This window comes from Pseudomonas sp. 22526, from assembly GCF_052044735.1.
GTDB lineage: Bacteria > Pseudomonadota > Gammaproteobacteria > Pseudomonadales > Pseudomonadaceae > Aquipseudomonas > Aquipseudomonas piscium.
Genome location: NZ_JBQENK010000007.1, coordinates 96823 through 112979, shown reverse-complemented (window position 1 = coordinate 112979; position 16157 = coordinate 96823). Strand labels below are relative to the sequence as shown.

Here is a 16157-nt window from a genome sequence, read left to right as displayed (position 1 = left end):
GCTTCGACCTGCGCCCACCCCTGGGGCGAACCTCACAACAATAAAAAAGGGCTGCGCCGGCACCTTGCCCGCGCGGTACCTGCACGAGGATCCAGCGATGAAATCCAATAGGCTCAAGCACGTTTTCTCCCCCTTGTTGCTGTCCCTGGCCGCAGGCCTGGGCTGCGCCCAGGCGGCACCGCAGATGGTGGTGGTCGGTTACGGCGGCGCCGCTCAAAAAGCCCAGGATGTGGCGTTCTTCCAGCCGTTCAGCGCCATTGACCGGAGCCAGTTGATCCAGAGCGAGTACAACGGCGAAATGGCCCGGATCAAGGTCATGGTCGACACCGGCAATGTCGATTGGGACCTGGTGCAGATCGAAGGTCCGGACCTGATGCGCGGTTGTGAGGAGGGCATGTACGAGCCATTGGACTGGAAGGTCCTGGGGCGCGCCGAGCAGCTGATTGCCGACGCGGCGCAAGCCTGCGGCTCGGCGGCCCTGGTGTGGAGCGTGGCCATCGCCTATGACACGGACAAACTGGCCAAGGGGCCGGCTTCATGGGCGGACTTCTGGGATGTGGCGACCTTTCCCGGCAAGCGCGGCCTGCGCAAGCGCGCGGTGTACAACCTGGAGTTCGCGCTGCTGGCGGACGGGGTGAAAGTCGAGGATGTGTATGCGCAACTGAATACGCCGCAGGGTATCGATCGCGCCTTCGCCAAGCTCGACCAGCTCAAGCCCTATATCCAGTGGTGGGAGGCCGGGGCGCAGCCGGCCCAGTGGCTGGCGGCCGGCGATGTGGTGATGACCTCGACCTATAGCGGCCGCGTCGCCCAGGCGGCCCAGGCCGGCAGCCATCTGGGGCTGGTCTGGCCCGGCAGCCTGTACGGCATGGATTACTGGGCGATCATCAAGGGCTCCAGGCATGTCGAGCAGGCCAAGCGTTTCATCGCCTTTGCCAACCGCCCTGAGGCCCAGCTCAAGTACGTCGAGCAGATTCCTTACGGGCCGACCAACACCGAGGCGGCCGCCCGGCTCGATCCCGACCTGTCGCGGTGGGTGCCCACCGCGCCGCAGAACCTCAAGGGCGCGCTGGCGATGGACGTGGGGTTCTGGGTCGACCATGGCGAGGAGCTCGAAGAGCGTTTCAACGCCTGGGCCAGCAAGTAAGCGCCCGGGGCCAAGCGGGGCGAGCGCTGGAGGCGGCCAGGGTTCTTGCTGTACAGTCGTTCAGCGCCGCCCCCATCGATTGCCCACAGGAGATTGCCGCCGATGAGTCAGGAAGCCCGTTTTTCCCGGATGGAGCCGGAACTGCGCAAGGCCAATCTGATCGAGGCCACCCTGGTCTGCCTCAAGCGCCATGGGTTCCAGGGCGCTTCGATACGGCGGATCTGTGCCGAGGCCGGGGTGTCGGTAGGGCTGATCAGCCATCATTACTCAGGCAAGGACGAACTGGTGGCCGAGGCCTATCTGGCGGTGACCGGGCGGGTCATGCAGCTGTTGCGCGAGGCCATGGCCCAGGCCGCGCCGAGTGCCCGGGAGCGCTTGTCGGCGTTCTTTCGGGGTTCGTTCTCGGCCGAGTTGCTCGACCCGCAGTTGCTCGACGCCTGGCTGGCGTTCTGGGGCGCGGTCAAGACCGCCGAGGCGATCAACCAGGCCCACGAACACTCCTATGGCGAGTACCGCAACGAGCTGAGCGGGGTGCTTGGCGATCTGGCCACGGAGGAGGGCTGGGAAGACTTCGATGCCGACCTCGCCGCGATCAGCCTCAGCGCCTTGCTCGACGGGCTCTGGCTGGAGTCGGGGCTCAACTCCGGGACCTTCACCCCGAACCAGGGCATACAGATCTGCGAGGCCTGGGTCGACGGTTTGCAGGCCGGTGCCCGGCGGCGATTCCGGCGATAGACGGAGGGCTGTTGATCGATCGTTCAGCAGTGGCTAACCTCTGGGCGCTGATGCGGTAAAACTCTAATAAGAAACGCGCCTTCGGGCAGGTCCAGGACAACAAGCGATGACTCCTCGGGTACTGATCGTCGACGACGATCCGCTGATTCGCGAACTGCTGCATGCCTATCTCTCCCAGGAAGGTTACGAAGTGCACTGCGCCGAGACGGCGGAGCTGGCCGAAACCTTCCTGGCCTCCCACGTGGTCGATCTGGTGATGCTGGATATCCGCCTGCCGGGCAAGGACGGCCTGACCCTGACCCGGGAGCTGCGGGTGCGTTCGGAGGTGGGGATCATCCTGATCACCGGGCGCAACGACGAGATCGACCGCATCGTGGGCCTGGAATGCGGCGCCGATGACTACGTGATCAAACCCCTCAACCCGCGCGAACTGGTGTCCCGGGCAAAAAACCTGGTGCGTCGGGTGCGCCATGCCCAGGCGTGCAAGCCCGAGCCGGCGATTGCGCGCCCGGTCAAACAGTTCGCCGCCTGGGCCCTGGACACCGATCGCCGGCGCCTGATCGACCAGGACGGTGGCGAAACCCTGCTGACCCAGGGCGAATATCAGCTGCTCAGTGTGTTCCTGCGCAACAGTGGGCATACCCTGAGCCGCGACCAATTGATGGACCAGATCCGCAACCGCGAGTGGGTGCCCAACGATCGCTCCATCGATGTGCTGGTCGGTCGCCTGCGCCGCAAGCTGCATGACGATCCGGCCGAACCGCAACTGATCATCACCATCCACGGCGCCGGGTATCTGTTCACTGCCAGTGTGGCGGCATGAATGCCCTGGGGCGATGGCTGGCGCTGCTGATGCTGCTGGCGCCGCTCGGCACCCTGGCCGCCGAGCGCATCCGCTACTGCGACTACCCGGTGTATCCGCCGGTGTCCTGGAGCGACGGCAGGCAGGTGCGCGGCCTGGCGCCCAACGTGGTCAAGCAGTTGTTCGGGCAATTGGGCTACGAGGTCGAGATCGTGGTGCTCGGCAACTGGCAGCGCTGCCTGCTGGACGCCGCCGAAGGGCAGGTCGACGTGATCCTGGCCTACAGCACCGCGCAACGCGAGCAGAGCATGCGTTTCTCCAAAGTGCCGGTGCTGCGCGAAGAGGTCGCGGTGTTCGTCAACCGCCGCCATCCGGTGCGCTTCGAGCGCCTCGAAGACCTGGCCGGTTACCGCGGCGGCTTGCTGTTCGGCGAAAGCTACGGCCTGGAGTTCGACCGCTTTGTCGCCCGGCACCGCAATATCGAATGGGTGTCCGACAGCCAGCAGAATTTTGGCAAGCTGATTCGCGGCCGTATCGACTTCATCACCCAGGAGCGGCGCACCGGGCAGTTGTTCGTCGAGCGCCTGCCAGGGGCGGAAGACATCGTGGCCTTGCCCGCGGCCTTGAGCGTCGACTACCTGCGGATCGCGGTGTCGCGGCGCTCCCCGCTGGCCCGGCGCATGGCGGAAATCGATGCGCAGTTGCAGCGCATGGTCGATGCCGGCGAGATCGAACGCTGGCTGAATGAAAGCGAGGCCACCTATCGCGACATGCTCAAGCTACCGGCGGGTGCCCGATGATCAGCGCCCGACCCGGTGGCCTGCTGCGGCGCCTGCTGCTGTTCATCCTGCTGTTCAGCCTGTGCTTCACCGTGCTCGCCAGCACCGTGCAGCTGTATTTCGAGTACCGCCGGGAAATGCGTGAGATCGATTCGCGCATGGCGTTGATCCGCGCCGGTTACCTGGCCAGCCTGGAGCGCAGCCTGTGGGACTTGAACCAGGAGCAACTGAATGTGCAACTGCGCGGCCTGGTGGATTTCTCCGACGTGGCCCGGGTGCACCTGCGCAGCCCGGACTTCGACCTGGTGCAGGGCAACCCCGAGCCGACCGGGCCGCTGCGCATCGAGCGTTTCGAATTGGATTACCAGCCACCCAGCGGTGGCTCGCGGCACCTGGGCCAGCTGGAAGTCAGCACCGACCTGGGCGCCGTGCATCGGCGCCTGTACGCCACCGGGCTGACCAGCCTGTTGTGGATGAGCGTGTTTCTCTGCGGCCTGGCGGTGGCGCTGTCGGGGCTGTTCTACCGACTGGTGACCCGGCACCTGCAAGTCATGGCCGACTTCGCCCGGCGCGTCGCCGCCGGTGACTGGCACGAGCCGCTGCGCCTGGACAAGAGCCGCCGCGGCGGCGAAGACGAAATCGATACCGTGGCCCACGCCCTGGATGACATGCGCCGGGCGATCCTCAGCGATATCGACCGCCGCGAAGTCGATCGCCTGGCCTTGCAGGACAAGCGCGACGAGCTGCAGAAAATGGTCGAACGGCGCACTGCCAGCCTGATGCGCGCCAAGGACGAGGCCGAAGCGGCCAACCTCGCCAAGTCGCGGTTTCTCGCCACCATGAGCCACGAGTTGCGCACGCCGCTCAACGGCATCCTCGGCATGGCCGAACTGCTGCGCGGCGCACCCCTCGACGAGCGCGACGGCAAACGCCTGGAAGCCCTGTACAAAGCCGGGGAAGGCCTGCTGACGATCCTCAACGAGGTGCTGTATTTCGCCCGGCTGGAGGAGGGTGAAAGCCATCCGGAGCCGGTGGACTTCTCGGTGCGGCAACTGATCGACGAAGTGCTGACGCTGTTGGAACCGCGGGCGCAGGGCAACGGTACCCAGCTGCACAGCCGGATCGATCGGCAACTGGCCGAGCGCCTGCACGGCGCCGAGCAGTTCTTGCGCCAGGTGTTGAGCAACCTGCTGGCCAACGCGATCAAGTTCACCACGGCCGGGCAGATTGTCGTGGCGGTCGAGGTGGTGCCGCAGGCGACGCAGCAGGGCGGCCAGCGTCTGCGCCTGAGCGTCAGCGACAATGGCATCGGCATCGCTCCGGCGATGCAGGAGAAGATTTTCGAGCGCTTCACCCAGGCCAGCGAAGAGGTGGCGCAGCGTTATGGCGGCACCGGCCTGGGCCTGGCGATCAGCAAACATCTGGTGGAGTTGCTCGGCGGCCGTATTGGCGTCGACAGCGAAGTGGGGCGGGGCAGTCGCTTCTGGTTCGAGCTGCAGCTGCAGGCCGCTGTTGGCGGCAGCGAAGTCGCGACGGCCAGCACGCCGGTGCAGGCGCTGGAGATCCTGGTGGTCGAGGATATGGCGCTGAACCGCGAGGTGGTCAGCGGCCTGCTGGAGAGCGACGGGCACCGGGTCTGGCTCGCCGAAGAGGGCGCTGAGGCCCTGACGCTCTGCCAGCAGCGGCGTTTCGACCTGATGCTGCTGGACGTGCACCTGCCAGGCATCAGCGGCGTCGAACTGTGCAAGCGCATTCGCGGCACGCCGGGGGCCAATCGCGACTGTCGGATCTTCGCCCTGACCGCCAGCGTCCAGCCGGCCCTGGTACGCAGCTATCTGGAGGCCGGCATGCAAGGCATCCTGGCCAAGCCGCTGACACTGCACAGCCTGCGCCAGGCACTGGCGGGCCAGACGCCGCTGGCTGCCGCGGCACAGGCCGATGAGGAGCTGGACGGGGCGTTGCTGGAAACCCACCGCACCTTGCTGGGCACCGAGAAACTCAAGGGCCTGCTGACGGTACTGCGCGATTCGCTGGCCCAGCACCGGGTGACGCTCGCGGACGCCATCGCGGCCGACGACTGTACTGAAATCGCCCATCTGGCCCACCGGCTGGCCGGGAGCAGCGACTCGCTGGGCCTGAGCGCCCTGGCCAGGGTCATGCGGACGCTGGAGACGGCGGCGCTGGGTAACGATCAGCAGGCGGTGCAGCGCCTGGCCCCGCAGGTGAGTGAGCAATTGCAACGCTCCCTGCAGACCCTGGAGGCGCTGCTGGAGGCCTGACGTACAAAATCCTTACGACTTTTTACATCTTTGATCTTCAGGTTCAACGCGAACTTACATGGCTTTCCAATAATCGCTTGAACCGCGCCGGGCGCGGTCCTCGAAGCTTATTGGAGATAATAATAATGAACTGCCGTAAAGCTGATCCTTCCCCGCGCCATGACGTCCTGTCGGCCGCCGCGCTCCTCACTGACTGCTGAGGTGCCGACATGAGCGAATCTATCGAACGCAAAGGCATCCACCTGACCCGGGCCTTGAAGAGCCGGCATATTTTCATGTTGTCGCTGGGCGGGGTGATCGGCACCGGGCTGTTCATGGGCTCCGGCGTGATCATCAACCAGGGCGGCCCGGTCGGGGCTATCCTGGCGTACCTGGTGGCAGGTTTGCTGATGTACCTGGTGATGGTCTGCCTCGGCGAATTGTCGGTGCAGATGCCGGTATCCGGCTCGTTCCAGACCCACGCCACGAAGTTCATCGGTCCGGCCACCGGCTTCATGATCGGCTGGGTGTACTGGATGAGCTGGGCCACCACCGTGGGCCTGGAGTTCACCGCCGCCGGGATGCTGATGGAACGCTGGTTTCCCGGCGTGCCGATCTGGTACTGGTCGGCGCTGTTCGTGGTGGTGCTGTTCGGCATCAACGCCCTGGCCACCCGCGCTTTCGGTGAGGCGGAATACTGGTTCTCCGGGATCAAGGTGGCGGCGATCCTCGGCTTTATTGTGGTCGGCGTGCTGGTGATCTTCGGTGCTATCCCGCTGGCCAGCGGCGCACCGGCGCCGATGATGAGCAACCTGATCGGCGACACCCTGTTCCCCAACGGCCTCTCGGCGGTGTTCGCGGTGATGATGACCGTGGTCTACGCCTTCCAGGGCTGCGAGATCATGGGCGTGGCGGCGGGGGAAACCGACCAGCCGGAGAAGAGCATCCCGCGGGCGGTGCGCAACGTGGTGTTCCGCGTGCTGATCTTCTACGTGCTGGCGATCGTGGTGCTGTCGGCCATTGTGCCCTGGCAGCAGGCGGGGCTGATGGAAAGCCCGTTCGTCCAGGTGTTCGACATGGTCGGTATTCCTTATGCCGCCGACCTGATGAACTTCGTGATCCTCACCGCGATCCTCTCGGTCGGCAACTCGGGCCTCTATGCCTCGACGCGGATCCTGTGGGCGATGTCGAAAACCGGCATGGCCCCCAAAAGCCTGTCACCGCTGAGCAAGCGTGGCGTGCCGCTGCGGGCGCTGAGCATCACCCTGGGCTTCGCCCTGATCTCGCTGATGACCAGCTTCATCGCCGCCGACACGCTGTTCATGGTGCTGATGGCCGTGAGCGGCATGTCCGGCACCGTGACCTGGATCGTCATCGCCCTGGCGCAGTACAAGTTCCGCCGCGCCTACCTGCGCGACGGCGGCCAGCTCAGTGACCTGAAGTACCGGGCACCGTGGTTCCCGCTCCTGCCGATTCTGTGCATCGGCCTGTGCTGCTCGCTGTTCGTGTTCCTGGCCATGGACGCGACACAGCGGCCTTCGCTGTACTGGGGCTTCGGCTTTATCGCGATCTGCTACGGCGCTTACTACCTGATCCAGCGCAAGCGGCAGATGGTGCTGGCGCCGACCGTGCCGGTGTAGGGCGGGCAGCGGTAAACCAAAACGCGACAGGTAACTGTCGCGTTTTTTGTTGGTGCTCAAGGTGGGCGTCGGGCATTCGATTTTATCGCGAGCAAGCTNCGCGACAGGCGGCGCAGCCGCCGCTCCCTCTGTAGCCAGTTGTTCAAAGTTGTAACACCACGCCGGCCGCTCACCGCGGAACAGAAAAATAACTCAATGAAAACAATCGAGTAGCGTCAGTTTACGGCTGTTACAAGGCCCTGGGCCGCGGATTGTCGCCTTGCTGAACACTCGTTTAGTATCGTCGGCAAGTCGTCCCCACCTCACGCCAAACACAATAATTCGAGGACTCACATGACTACTCCATCGTCGCTGCTCTGCCAGGTCGAAGCAGGCGTTGCCTGGATCACCCTCAACCGCCCCGACCAACGCAATGCGCTGGACATTCCCACGCTGCAAAAACTCCATGGCCTGCTGGATGACTGCAACGCCGATCCAGCGGTCCGGGTGCTGGTGTTGACCGGCAGCGGTCGCAGTTTCTGCGCGGGCGCCGATCTGGCCGAGTGGGCCGAAGCCGAGGCCCGGGGGGCGCTGGAAAGTTATGGCTGGACCGAAACCGCCCACGCGCTGATGGGCCGCCTGTACGGCCTGGATAAACCGACCATCGCCGCGATCAACGGCACCGCGGTCGGCGCCGGCATGGACCTGAGCCTGTGTTGCGACCTGCGCATCGCTGCCCGATCGGCGCGGTTCAAGGCTGGCTACACCAGCATGGCTTACTCGCCGGACGCCGGCGCCAGTTGGCACCTGCCGCGGCTGATCGGCAGCGAACAGGCCAAGCGCCTGCTGTTTCTCGATGAGCCCTGGGGGGCCGAACGTGCCCTGGCGGCCGGACTGGTCGGGGAGCTGTGCGCCGACGAACAGCTGCCGAGTGTGGCCGCGGCGCTGGCCGCACGCCTGGCCAGCGGGCCGACCTTCGCCTTTGCCCAGACCAAGCAGCTGCTGCGCGAAGGCGCCGGGCGCAGCCTGCCCGAGCAACTGCGGGCCGAGCTGGCCGCCGGCCTGCTGTGCGGGCGCAGCGCGGATGGCGCCGAGGCCTTGCGCGCCGCTACGGAAAAACGCGCGCCGAACTTTATCGGTCGCTAGGCCCAACCCCGTAGGAGCAGCCGGTCGAGGCTCGATTGCTCGCGCTGTGGGCGCCGCGCTGTGTCAGGCATGACGCCATCGCGAGCAAGCTCGCTCCTACAGGTCCTTCAATAAAAATGCACAACAGGTAGCGCCATGAATTTCCAACTGAGCCAAGAACAAGAAATGTTGGTGGATGCGGTCCGCAGCTTCGTCGCCAAGGAACTGCTGCCCCACGAAGAGGCGGTGGACCGCGCCGACGAAGTCCCTCCGGAACTGGCCGCGCAGATTCGCGGCAAGGCCATCGCCGCCGGTTTCTACGCCTTCAACATGCCCGAGGAAGTCGGCGGCGGTGGCCTGGACTATCTGTCCCAGGCGCTGATCGAGCGCGAGCTGTCCAAGTGTTCCTGGGCCCTGCATGTGTTTGTCGCACGGCCGTCGAAGATTCTCATGGCCTGCACCGGCCAGCAGATCGACGACTACCTGCTGCCCTGCATCCAGGGCGAGAAGATCGACTGTTTTGCCCTCACCGAACCGGGCGCCGGCTCCGATGCCAATGCGATCAAGACCCGCGCGGTCCGCGACGGCGACGACTTCATCCTCAATGGCAGCAAGCATTTCATCAGCCACGCCGGCCACGCCGATTTCGCGATCGTCTTCGCCGTGACCGACACCTACGAGCACAACGGTCGCAAGCGCAACGCCGTGACCGCCTTCCTGGTGGACCGCGGCACCCCGGGCCTGACCATTCGCCGCGGGCCCAAATGCGTGAGCAACCGCGGCTACCACACCTTCGAGATGTTCTTCGACGACTGCCGCGTGCCGGCGTCCAAGGTGCTGGGCGAAGTCGGCAAGGGCTGGGACGTGGCCAACGCCTGGCTCACCGCCGGCCGGGTGATGGTCGCGGCCAACTGTGTCGGCCAGGCCCAGCGCGCGCTGGATGTTTCGCTGCAGTGGGCGGCGGATCGCCAACAGTTCGGCCAGCCGATCGGCAGCTACCAGGGGGTGTCGTTCAAGCTGGCCGACATGGCCACGCAGATCCGCGCGGCCGAGCTGTTGACCCTGCACACCGCCTGGAAGATGGACCAGGGCAGCATGACCGACGGCGAGGCCGGCATGGCCAAGCTGTTCGCCAGTGAAGTGCTCGGGCGCGTGGCCGACGAAGCGGTGCAGATTTTCGGCGGCATGGGCCTGATGGACGAGGGGCCGGTGGAGCGTATCTGGCGCAATGCGCGGATCGAGCGGATCTGGGAGGGCACTTCGGAGATCCAGCGCCACATCATTTCCCGCGAACTGCTGCGTCCGCTGTTGCGCTGAGCCGCCTGGAGAATGCCCATGACCCAGATTCTTCGCGACAACCTCAAACGTCTGCTCGCGCCGCGCCACCTGGCCTTTATCGGTGGCCGCAGCATGGCCCGGGCGCTGCGGCGCTGTGCCGAAGGCGGTTTTCAGGGCCAGATGTGGCTGGTCAACCCGCAGCATGCCAGCCTCGAAGGCATACCCTGTGTGCCCAGCGTGGCCCAGCTGCCCTGTGGCCCGGATGCGGTGTTCGTCGCCACCAACCGGGAGCTGACCCTGACCTGCGTCGCCGAGCTGGCGGCCAAGGGCGCGGGCGGGGCGATCTGCTATGCCTCGGGCTTTGCCGAGACCGGCGCCGCGGGCCAGGCCCTGCAACGCCAGTTGCTCGACGCCGCCGGCAACATGGCGCTGCTCGGCCCCAACTGTTATGGCTTGCTCGACTATCTGCACAACGCGGCGCTGTGGCCGGTGGCCCATGGCGGCCAGCCGGTGGAGAAGGGCGTGGCGGTGCTGACCCAGAGCGGCAACTTCGCCTACAACCTGTCGATGAGCGACCGCTCCTTGCCGGTGGCCTACATGGCCTCGGTGGGTAACCAGGCGCAACTGGGCATCGCTGAACTGATGGACGTGCTGCTCGACGAGCCACGGGTCACCGCCATCGGCCTGCACCTGGAAGGCCTGAAGAACGTGCCCGGCTTCGCCAGGGCGGCGTACAAGGCGCTGGAGAAGGGCATTCCGATCGTTGCGCTGAAAACCGGGGTGTCGCAGATCGGCGCCGAGCTGGCCTTGAGTCACACCAGTTCGCTGTCCGGTTCCGATGCGCTGTACGACAGCCTGTTTGCCCGTCTCGGGGTGATCCGCGTCAGTGGTTCGGTGAGTTTCGTCGAGACCCTCAAGGCCGCCGCCTGCGGCAAGCTGCCGGCGGGCGACAGCCTGGTGGCGCTGGCCTGCTCCGGTGGCGATGCCGGGTTGATCGCCGACTATGCCGAGCGCAACGGGGTGAGCCTGGTCAAGTTCGATGACAGCCAGTGTGCCGAACTGGCCCAGGTGTTGCCGGCCTACGCCAACCTGGTCAACCCGCTGGATTTCACCACCGCGATCTGGGGCGATGGCGAGGCCCTGACCCGCATGCTCGACAGTGCCCTGCGCAGCCCAGCCGACGCGGCCATGCTGGTGCTCGATTACCCGGCCGAATTCACCGGCGAGCGCCAGGAGTGCGACCTGCTGCTGGAGCTGTACTGCGCGGCGCTGGAGCGCCACGGCAAGACCGGTTTCGTCACCTCGGCCTTTCCCGAACTGCTGCCGGCCAGTGCCCGCGAGCGTTTGCACGCCCGGGGCGTGGCGGCCTTGCAGGGGGTGGAGGACGCCCTGGCGGCCTGGGCGCGCATCGCGCGTTATCAAACGACCCGCCAGGCCCTGCTGGACCTCGGTGAGGCGGCGCTGACGCCCCTGTGCCCGCAGGCCTTGCCGGGTTCCTTGTCAGGGGGCGGACGGCTGCTCGACGAGTGGCAATCGAAACAGGCCTTGCAGGTCTTCGGCCTGCCGATCCCCAGCGGGGTCTTGAGCACCCCGGACGATGCCCTGCAAGCGGCCCAGGGGATGGGTTACCCGCTGGTACTCAAGGCGGTCAGCACGCAGTTGCCGCACAAGACCGAGGTCGGCGCGGTGGCGCTGAACCTGGGTTCTCCGGCGGCGTTGAAGGGCGCGCTGGAGCAGATGGGCGCGCGGATCGCCGCCTGCGCCCCGCAAGTGCCGTTCGCCCAGGTGCTGCTGGAACCCATGGCCAGTGCGCCGTTGGCCGAGCTGATTGTCGGCATCAAGCGCGAAAACGACTTTGCCCTGGCGCTGGTCATCGGCGCGGGGGGCGTGCTGGTGGAACTGCTCCAGGACAGCCGCAGCCTGTTGCTGCCGACCACCGATGGCGCCATTCGCGCGGCCGTGCTCAGCCTGCGCAGCGCGGTGCTGCTGCAGGGCTTTCGCGGGCGCGAGCCGGCGGACCTCGACGCGCTGGTGGCGGCGATCCGCGCGGTGGCGGACTACGCCTGCGAAAACGCCGAGCAGTTGCTCGAACTCGATGTGAACCCATTGTTGGTCGGTGCCCGGGGCACCCTTGCGGTCGATGCGTTGATACGCCTCGGCCAGGCTTGAGGAGATGAACATGTACAGCACTACCTTGACCGGCGGCCAGGCCCTGGTACGCCTGCTCGCCAACTACGGTGTCGATACGGTATTCGGCATCCCCGGCGTGCACACGCTGGAGCTGTATCGCGGCCTGCCCGGCAGCGGCATCCGCCATGTCCTGACCCGTCACGAGCAGGGCGCGGGTTTCATGGCCGACGGTTATGCCCGGGTCAGCGGCAAGCCGGGGGTGTGTTTCGTCATCACCGGCCCCGGCGTGACCAATGCCGCGACCGCCATCGGCCAGGCCTACGCCGACTCGATCCCGATGCTGGTGATTTCCAGCGTCAATCACACCGCCAGCCTCGGCAAGGGCTGGGGCTGCCTGCACGAAACCCAGGACCAGCGGGCGATGACCGCGCCGATCACCGCGTTCTCCGCGGTGGCCCTGAGCGCCGAGGACCTGCCCGAGCTGATTGCCCGCGCCTACGCGGTGTTCGACAGCGAGCGCCCGCGGCCGGTGCATATCTCGGTGCCACTGGATGTGCTGGCCGCGCCGGTGGCCCGGGACTGGAGCGCTGAAGTGCGGCGTCGCCCGGGTCGCGGCGTACCGACGGCGCAGGCCTTGGACCAGGCCGCGGCCAAGCTGCAGGCCGCCCGACGGCCGATGATCATCGCCGGTGGCGGCGCGCTCGATGCGGCGCAGGAGCTGCAACAGCTCAGCACGCGCCTGGCCGCGCCGTTTTTCAGCAGTGTCGCCGGCAAGGGCCTGCTGGCGCCGGATGCGCCGCTGAATGCCGGCTCGACCCTGTGTGTCGAGCCGGGCTGGCAACTGATCGGCGAAGCCGATGTGGTGCTGGCGGTAGGCACCGAGATGGCCGACACCGACTATTGGCGCGAGCGCCTGCCGCTGAACGCCGAGCTGCTGCGGGTGGATATCGACCCGCGCAAGTTCAATGACTTCTATCCCTGTGCGCTGGCCTTGCAGGGCGACGCCCGGCAGACCGTCGCGGCCCTGTTGCAGCGCCTGGAGCCAACGCCCCGGGACGCGACGGCGGCCATCGAGGCGGTGGCGCGACTGCGGGCGGCGGTGCGCGCCGGCCATGGTCCCCTGCAACTGATCCACCAGGCGATTCTCGAACGGGTGGCCGCGGAGCTGCCGGAGCAGGCCTTTGTCAGCAGCGACATGACCCAGCTGGCTTACACCGGCAACTACCTGTTCGCCAGTCGGGCGCCGCGCAGCTGGTTGCACCCGACAGGCTACGGCACCCTGGGTTATGGGCTGCCGGCGGGGATCGGCGCCAAGTTCGGCGCGCCGCAGCGGCCCGGGCTGGTGCTGGTCGGCGACGGCGGCTTTCTTTACACCGCGCAGGAGCTGGCGACCGCCGTCGAGGAACTGGACAGCCCGCTGGTGATCCTGCTGTGGAACAACGACGCGCTGGGGCAGATCCGCGACGACATGCTCGGCCTGGATATCGAACCGATCGGCGTGTTGCCGCGCAATCCGGATTTCGCCGCGCTGGGCCGCGCCTTCGGTTGCACTGTGGCCCAGCCGCAGAGCCTGGATCAATTGCAGAACGAGTTGCGCAGCGGCTTTCGCCGCAACGGCGTGACCCTGATCGAACTCAAGCACGCCTGTGCGCGCTGACCCTCAACGCTTTTGCGGGGACTCTTACCATGCGTTTTTCCGATCTGACTCAACGTATCGCCGGTGACGGCGCCGCCGCCTGGGGTATCCACTACCGGGCCCTGGCCAAGCAGGAGCAGGGCGAGGACATCCTGCTGCTGTCGGTCGGCGACCCGGACTTCGACACCCCGGCGCCTATCGTGCAGGCGGCCATCGACAGCCTGCTGTCCGGCAATACCCATTACACCGACGTGCGGGGCAAGCGCAGCCTGCGCGAAAGCATCGCCCGGCGGCATCGGCAGCGCAGCGGCCAGCAGGTCGACGCCGATCAGGTGATGGTGCTGGCCGGTGCCCAATGCGCGCTGTTCAGCGTTGCCCAGTGCCTGCTCGACCCGGGCGACGAGGTGCTGGTCGCCGAACCGATGTATGTCACCTATGAAGCGGTGTTCGGTGCCTGTGGCGCCGTGGTGGTGCCGGTGCCGGTGCGTTCCGAGAACGGCTTTCGGGTGTTGCCCGAGGACGTCGCCGCGCGCATTACCCCGCGGACCCGGGCCATGGCGCTGAACAGCCCGCACAATCCGTCCGGCGCCAGCTTGCCGCGTGGCACCTGGCAGGCCCTGGCCGAGTTGTGTATCAAGCATGACCTGTGGCTGATTTCCGATGAGGTCTACAGCGAACTGCTGTTCGACGGCGAGCACATCAGCCCGGCCAGCCTGGCGGGCATGGCCGAGCGCACCGCGACCCTCAACAGCCTGTCGAAATCCCATGCCATGACCGGGTGGCGGCTGGGCTGGGTGGTCGCGCCGCCGGCGTTGGCGGCGCACCTGGAAAACCTCGCCCTGTGCATGCTCTACGGCTCGCCGGAATTTATCCAGGATGCCGCCTTGGTTGCCCTGGACAGCGGTTTGCCGGAGCTGGATGCCATGCGTGAAGCCTATCGCCAGCGCCGCGACCTGGTCTGTGAATGCCTGGCCGATTGCCCCGGCGTGCGCGCGCTGAAACCCGATGGCGGGATGTTCGTGATGGTCGATATCCGCGAAACCGGGCTCAGCGCCCAGGCGTTCGCCGATCGCCTGCTGGAACGCCATGGGGTGTCGGTGCTGGCCGGCGAAGCCTTCGGCCCCAGTGCCGCCGGGCATATCCGCCTGGGGCTGGTCCTCGGTGCGGCGCCGTTGCGCGAGGCCTGCCAGCGGATCGCCCGCTGTGCCCGTGAGTTGCTGGAGGTAGCGGTCGATGCGTGATTACAACCGACTGTTCATCGATGGGGCCTGGCGTGTGCCGTCGGGACAGGGCAGGGCCGAGGTCGCCGACCCGGCCTCCGAGCAGGTGGTCGGTAGGGTCCCTCTAGGCGACGAGCGCGATGTCGATAACGCCGTGGCCGCGGCCCGGCGCGCCTTCGGCCCATGGTCGCGAACGCCGTCGGCGGTGCGTGCTGGTTATATCCGGGCGCTGGCCGGGCAGTTGCGCCAGCGGGCCGACGAGATGGCCGCGCTGATCACCGCCGAGCTAGGCATGCCGGTGCAGTGGTGCCGTGCGGTGCAGGTCGACGGGCCGATCGTCGGGTTGGAGCAGTACGTCGAGCTCGCCGGGGCGATGGATGAAGTGCGCGAGGTCGGCAACTCGCTGGTGGTCCGCGAACCCGTGGGCGTCTGCGCCTTTATCAACCCCTGGAACTATCCGTTGCATCAATTGATCGGCAAGCTCGCACCGGCCTTGGCGGCGGGCTGCACGGTGGTGCTCAAGCCGAGCCAGGAAACGCCGCTGCATGCCTTTCTGCTGGCCGAAATGATCGAAGCCATCGGCCTGCCGGCCGGGGTGTTCAACCTGGTCAGCGGGCCGGGCTCGAAGGTCGGCGAAGCCCTGGCCCGGCACCCGGACGTCGACATGCTGTCGTTCACCGGCTCCACCGGCGCCGGGGTGCGCGTGGCCCAGGCCGCGGCGCCATCGGTGAAGCGGGTGTGCCTGGAGCTGGGCGGCAAGTCGCCGCTGTTGATCGGCGAGGATGCCGACCTGGCCGCCGCGGTGCGTTATGGCGTGCAGGACGTGATGATCAACTCCGGCCAGACCTGCACCGCGCTGACCCGCATGCTGCTGCCGGCCCGGCGTTATGCCGAGGCGCTGGAACTGGCCGTGGAAGAGGCGCGCAGCCTGCGCATGGGCGACCCTCAGGACCCGCAGACTTTTCTCGGACCGATGTGCTCGGCCTCCCAGCGCCGCACCGTGGAGGAGTACATCCGGCTCGGCCAGCAGGAAGGCGCGCGTCTGCTGTGGGGCGGTGCGGCGCAGTATGAGCGGGGCCATTATGTCGCGCCGACCCTGTTCGCCGATGTCGACAACCGCATGCGCATCGCCCAGGAGGAAATCTTCGGCCCGGTGCTGTGCCTGATTCCTTATGCCGACGAAGACCAGGCCGTCGCCCTGGCCAACGATTCACCGTTCGGCCTGTCCAGCGGGGTCTGGGCCGCCAGCCCCGAGCGCGCCCTGGGCCTGGCCCGACAACTGCGCGCCGGGCAGTGCTTCATCAACGGTGCGGCATTCAATTACCAAGCGCCATTCGGTGGCTACAAACAGTCCGGCAACGGTCGCGAATGGGGTGAGGAGGGCCTGGCCGAGTTTGTCGAAATCAAGGCCATCCAGCGCTGAGTCCG

Annotated in this window: 12 protein-coding genes; all 12 read left to right on the top strand. The window is 66.7% G+C overall.

Going from position 1 to position 16157, the window contains the following annotated elements; translation table 11 throughout:
• Positions 1–97 precede the first annotated feature (97 nt).
• The 12 genes from ACTJKT_RS12605 (at position 98) to ACTJKT_RS12550 (ending at position 16152) form a co-directional block, all read left to right on the top strand.
• A complete protein-coding gene (locus ACTJKT_RS12605) occupies positions 98–1147 on the top strand; it encodes an ABC transporter substrate-binding protein (protein ID WP_440787311.1) in 1050 nt (349 codons plus the stop codon).
• A gap of 102 nt (positions 1148–1249) precedes the next feature.
• Positions 1250–1882 (top strand): TetR family transcriptional regulator C-terminal domain-containing protein, encoded by a 633-nt coding sequence (locus ACTJKT_RS12600; RefSeq protein ID WP_440787310.1) that lies wholly within the window; start codon positions 1250–1252, stop codon positions 1880–1882.
• Between the two features lie 106 nt (positions 1883–1988).
• Entirely contained in the window at positions 1989–2705 is a 717-nt protein-coding gene (locus tag ACTJKT_RS12595) for a response regulator (protein WP_025809297.1), read from the top strand.
• A 5-nt stretch (positions 2706–2710) separates the two neighbouring features.
• On the top strand, positions 2711–3484 hold the full coding sequence (locus ACTJKT_RS12590; protein WP_440787473.1) for a substrate-binding periplasmic protein: 774 nt from the start codon (positions 2711–2713) through the stop codon (positions 3482–3484).
• The gene (locus ACTJKT_RS12585) at positions 3481–5742 is read left to right on the top strand and encodes an ATP-binding protein (RefSeq protein ID WP_440787309.1); all 2262 of its coding nucleotides are present in this window, start codon (positions 3481–3483) and stop codon (positions 5740–5742) included. The genes ACTJKT_RS12590 and ACTJKT_RS12585 overlap by 4 nt, the downstream gene beginning before the upstream one ends.
• 209 nt (positions 5743–5951) lie before the next feature.
• Positions 5952–7361 carry an amino acid permease gene (locus ACTJKT_RS12580; RefSeq protein ID WP_440787308.1) on the top strand — a complete coding sequence of 470 codons (1410 nt, stop codon included), beginning with the start codon at positions 5952–5954 and terminating at the stop codon, positions 7359–7361.
• 333 nt (positions 7362–7694) lie between these two features.
• Entirely contained in the window at positions 7695–8486 is a 792-nt protein-coding gene (locus ACTJKT_RS12575; protein ID WP_440787307.1) for an enoyl-CoA hydratase/isomerase family protein, read from the top strand.
• 135 nt (positions 8487–8621) lie between these two features.
• The gene (locus tag ACTJKT_RS12570; protein WP_440787306.1) at positions 8622–9782 is read left to right on the top strand and encodes an acyl-CoA dehydrogenase family protein; all 1161 of its coding nucleotides are present in this window, start codon (positions 8622–8624) and stop codon (positions 9780–9782) included.
• Positions 9783–9809: 27 nt separating this feature from the next.
• A complete protein-coding gene (locus ACTJKT_RS12565; protein ID WP_440787472.1) occupies positions 9810–11912 on the top strand; it encodes an acetate--CoA ligase family protein in 2103 nt (700 codons plus the stop codon).
• 10 nt (positions 11913–11922) lie between these two features.
• Entirely contained in the window at positions 11923–13530 is a 1608-nt protein-coding gene (locus ACTJKT_RS12560) for a 5-guanidino-2-oxopentanoate decarboxylase (protein ID WP_440787305.1), read from the top strand.
• Positions 13531–13559: 29 nt separating this feature from the next.
• The gene (locus tag ACTJKT_RS12555; protein ID WP_440787304.1) at positions 13560–14750 is read left to right on the top strand and encodes a pyridoxal phosphate-dependent aminotransferase; all 1191 of its coding nucleotides are present in this window, start codon (positions 13560–13562) and stop codon (positions 14748–14750) included.
• Positions 14743–16152 (top strand): aldehyde dehydrogenase family protein, encoded by a 1410-nt coding sequence (locus ACTJKT_RS12550; RefSeq protein ID WP_440787303.1) that lies wholly within the window; start codon positions 14743–14745, stop codon positions 16150–16152. Before ACTJKT_RS12555 ends, ACTJKT_RS12550 begins: the two co-directional genes overlap by 8 nt.
• Positions 16153–16157: the final 5 nt, after the last annotated feature.

Bases quoted from the DNA above. Each gene is read 5' to 3' on its own strand.
- ACTJKT_RS12605 (WP_440787311.1), top strand. From the start codon at position 98: ATGAAATCCAATAGGCTCAAGCACGTTTTCTCCCCCTTGTTGCTGTCC.
- ACTJKT_RS12600 (WP_440787310.1), top strand. From the start codon at position 1,250: ATGAGTCAGGAAGCCCGTTTTTCCCGGATGGAGCCGGAACTGCGCAAG.
- ACTJKT_RS12595 (WP_025809297.1), top strand. From the start codon at position 1,989: ATGACTCCTCGGGTACTGATCGTCGACGACGATCCGCTGATTCGCGAA.
- ACTJKT_RS12585 (WP_440787309.1), top strand. From the start codon at position 3,481: ATGATCAGCGCCCGACCCGGTGGCCTGCTGCGGCGCCTGCTGCTGTTC.
- ACTJKT_RS12580 (WP_440787308.1), top strand. From the start codon at position 5,952: ATGAGCGAATCTATCGAACGCAAAGGCATCCACCTGACCCGGGCCTTG.
- ACTJKT_RS12575 (WP_440787307.1), top strand. From the start codon at position 7,695: ATGACTACTCCATCGTCGCTGCTCTGCCAGGTCGAAGCAGGCGTTGCC.
- ACTJKT_RS12570 (WP_440787306.1), top strand. From the start codon at position 8,622: ATGAATTTCCAACTGAGCCAAGAACAAGAAATGTTGGTGGATGCGGTC.
- ACTJKT_RS12560 (WP_440787305.1), top strand. From the start codon at position 11,923: ATGTACAGCACTACCTTGACCGGCGGCCAGGCCCTGGTACGCCTGCTC.
- ACTJKT_RS12555 (WP_440787304.1), top strand. From the start codon at position 13,560: ATGCGTTTTTCCGATCTGACTCAACGTATCGCCGGTGACGGCGCCGCC.
- ACTJKT_RS12550 (WP_440787303.1), top strand. From the start codon at position 14,743: ATGCGTGATTACAACCGACTGTTCATCGATGGGGCCTGGCGTGTGCCG.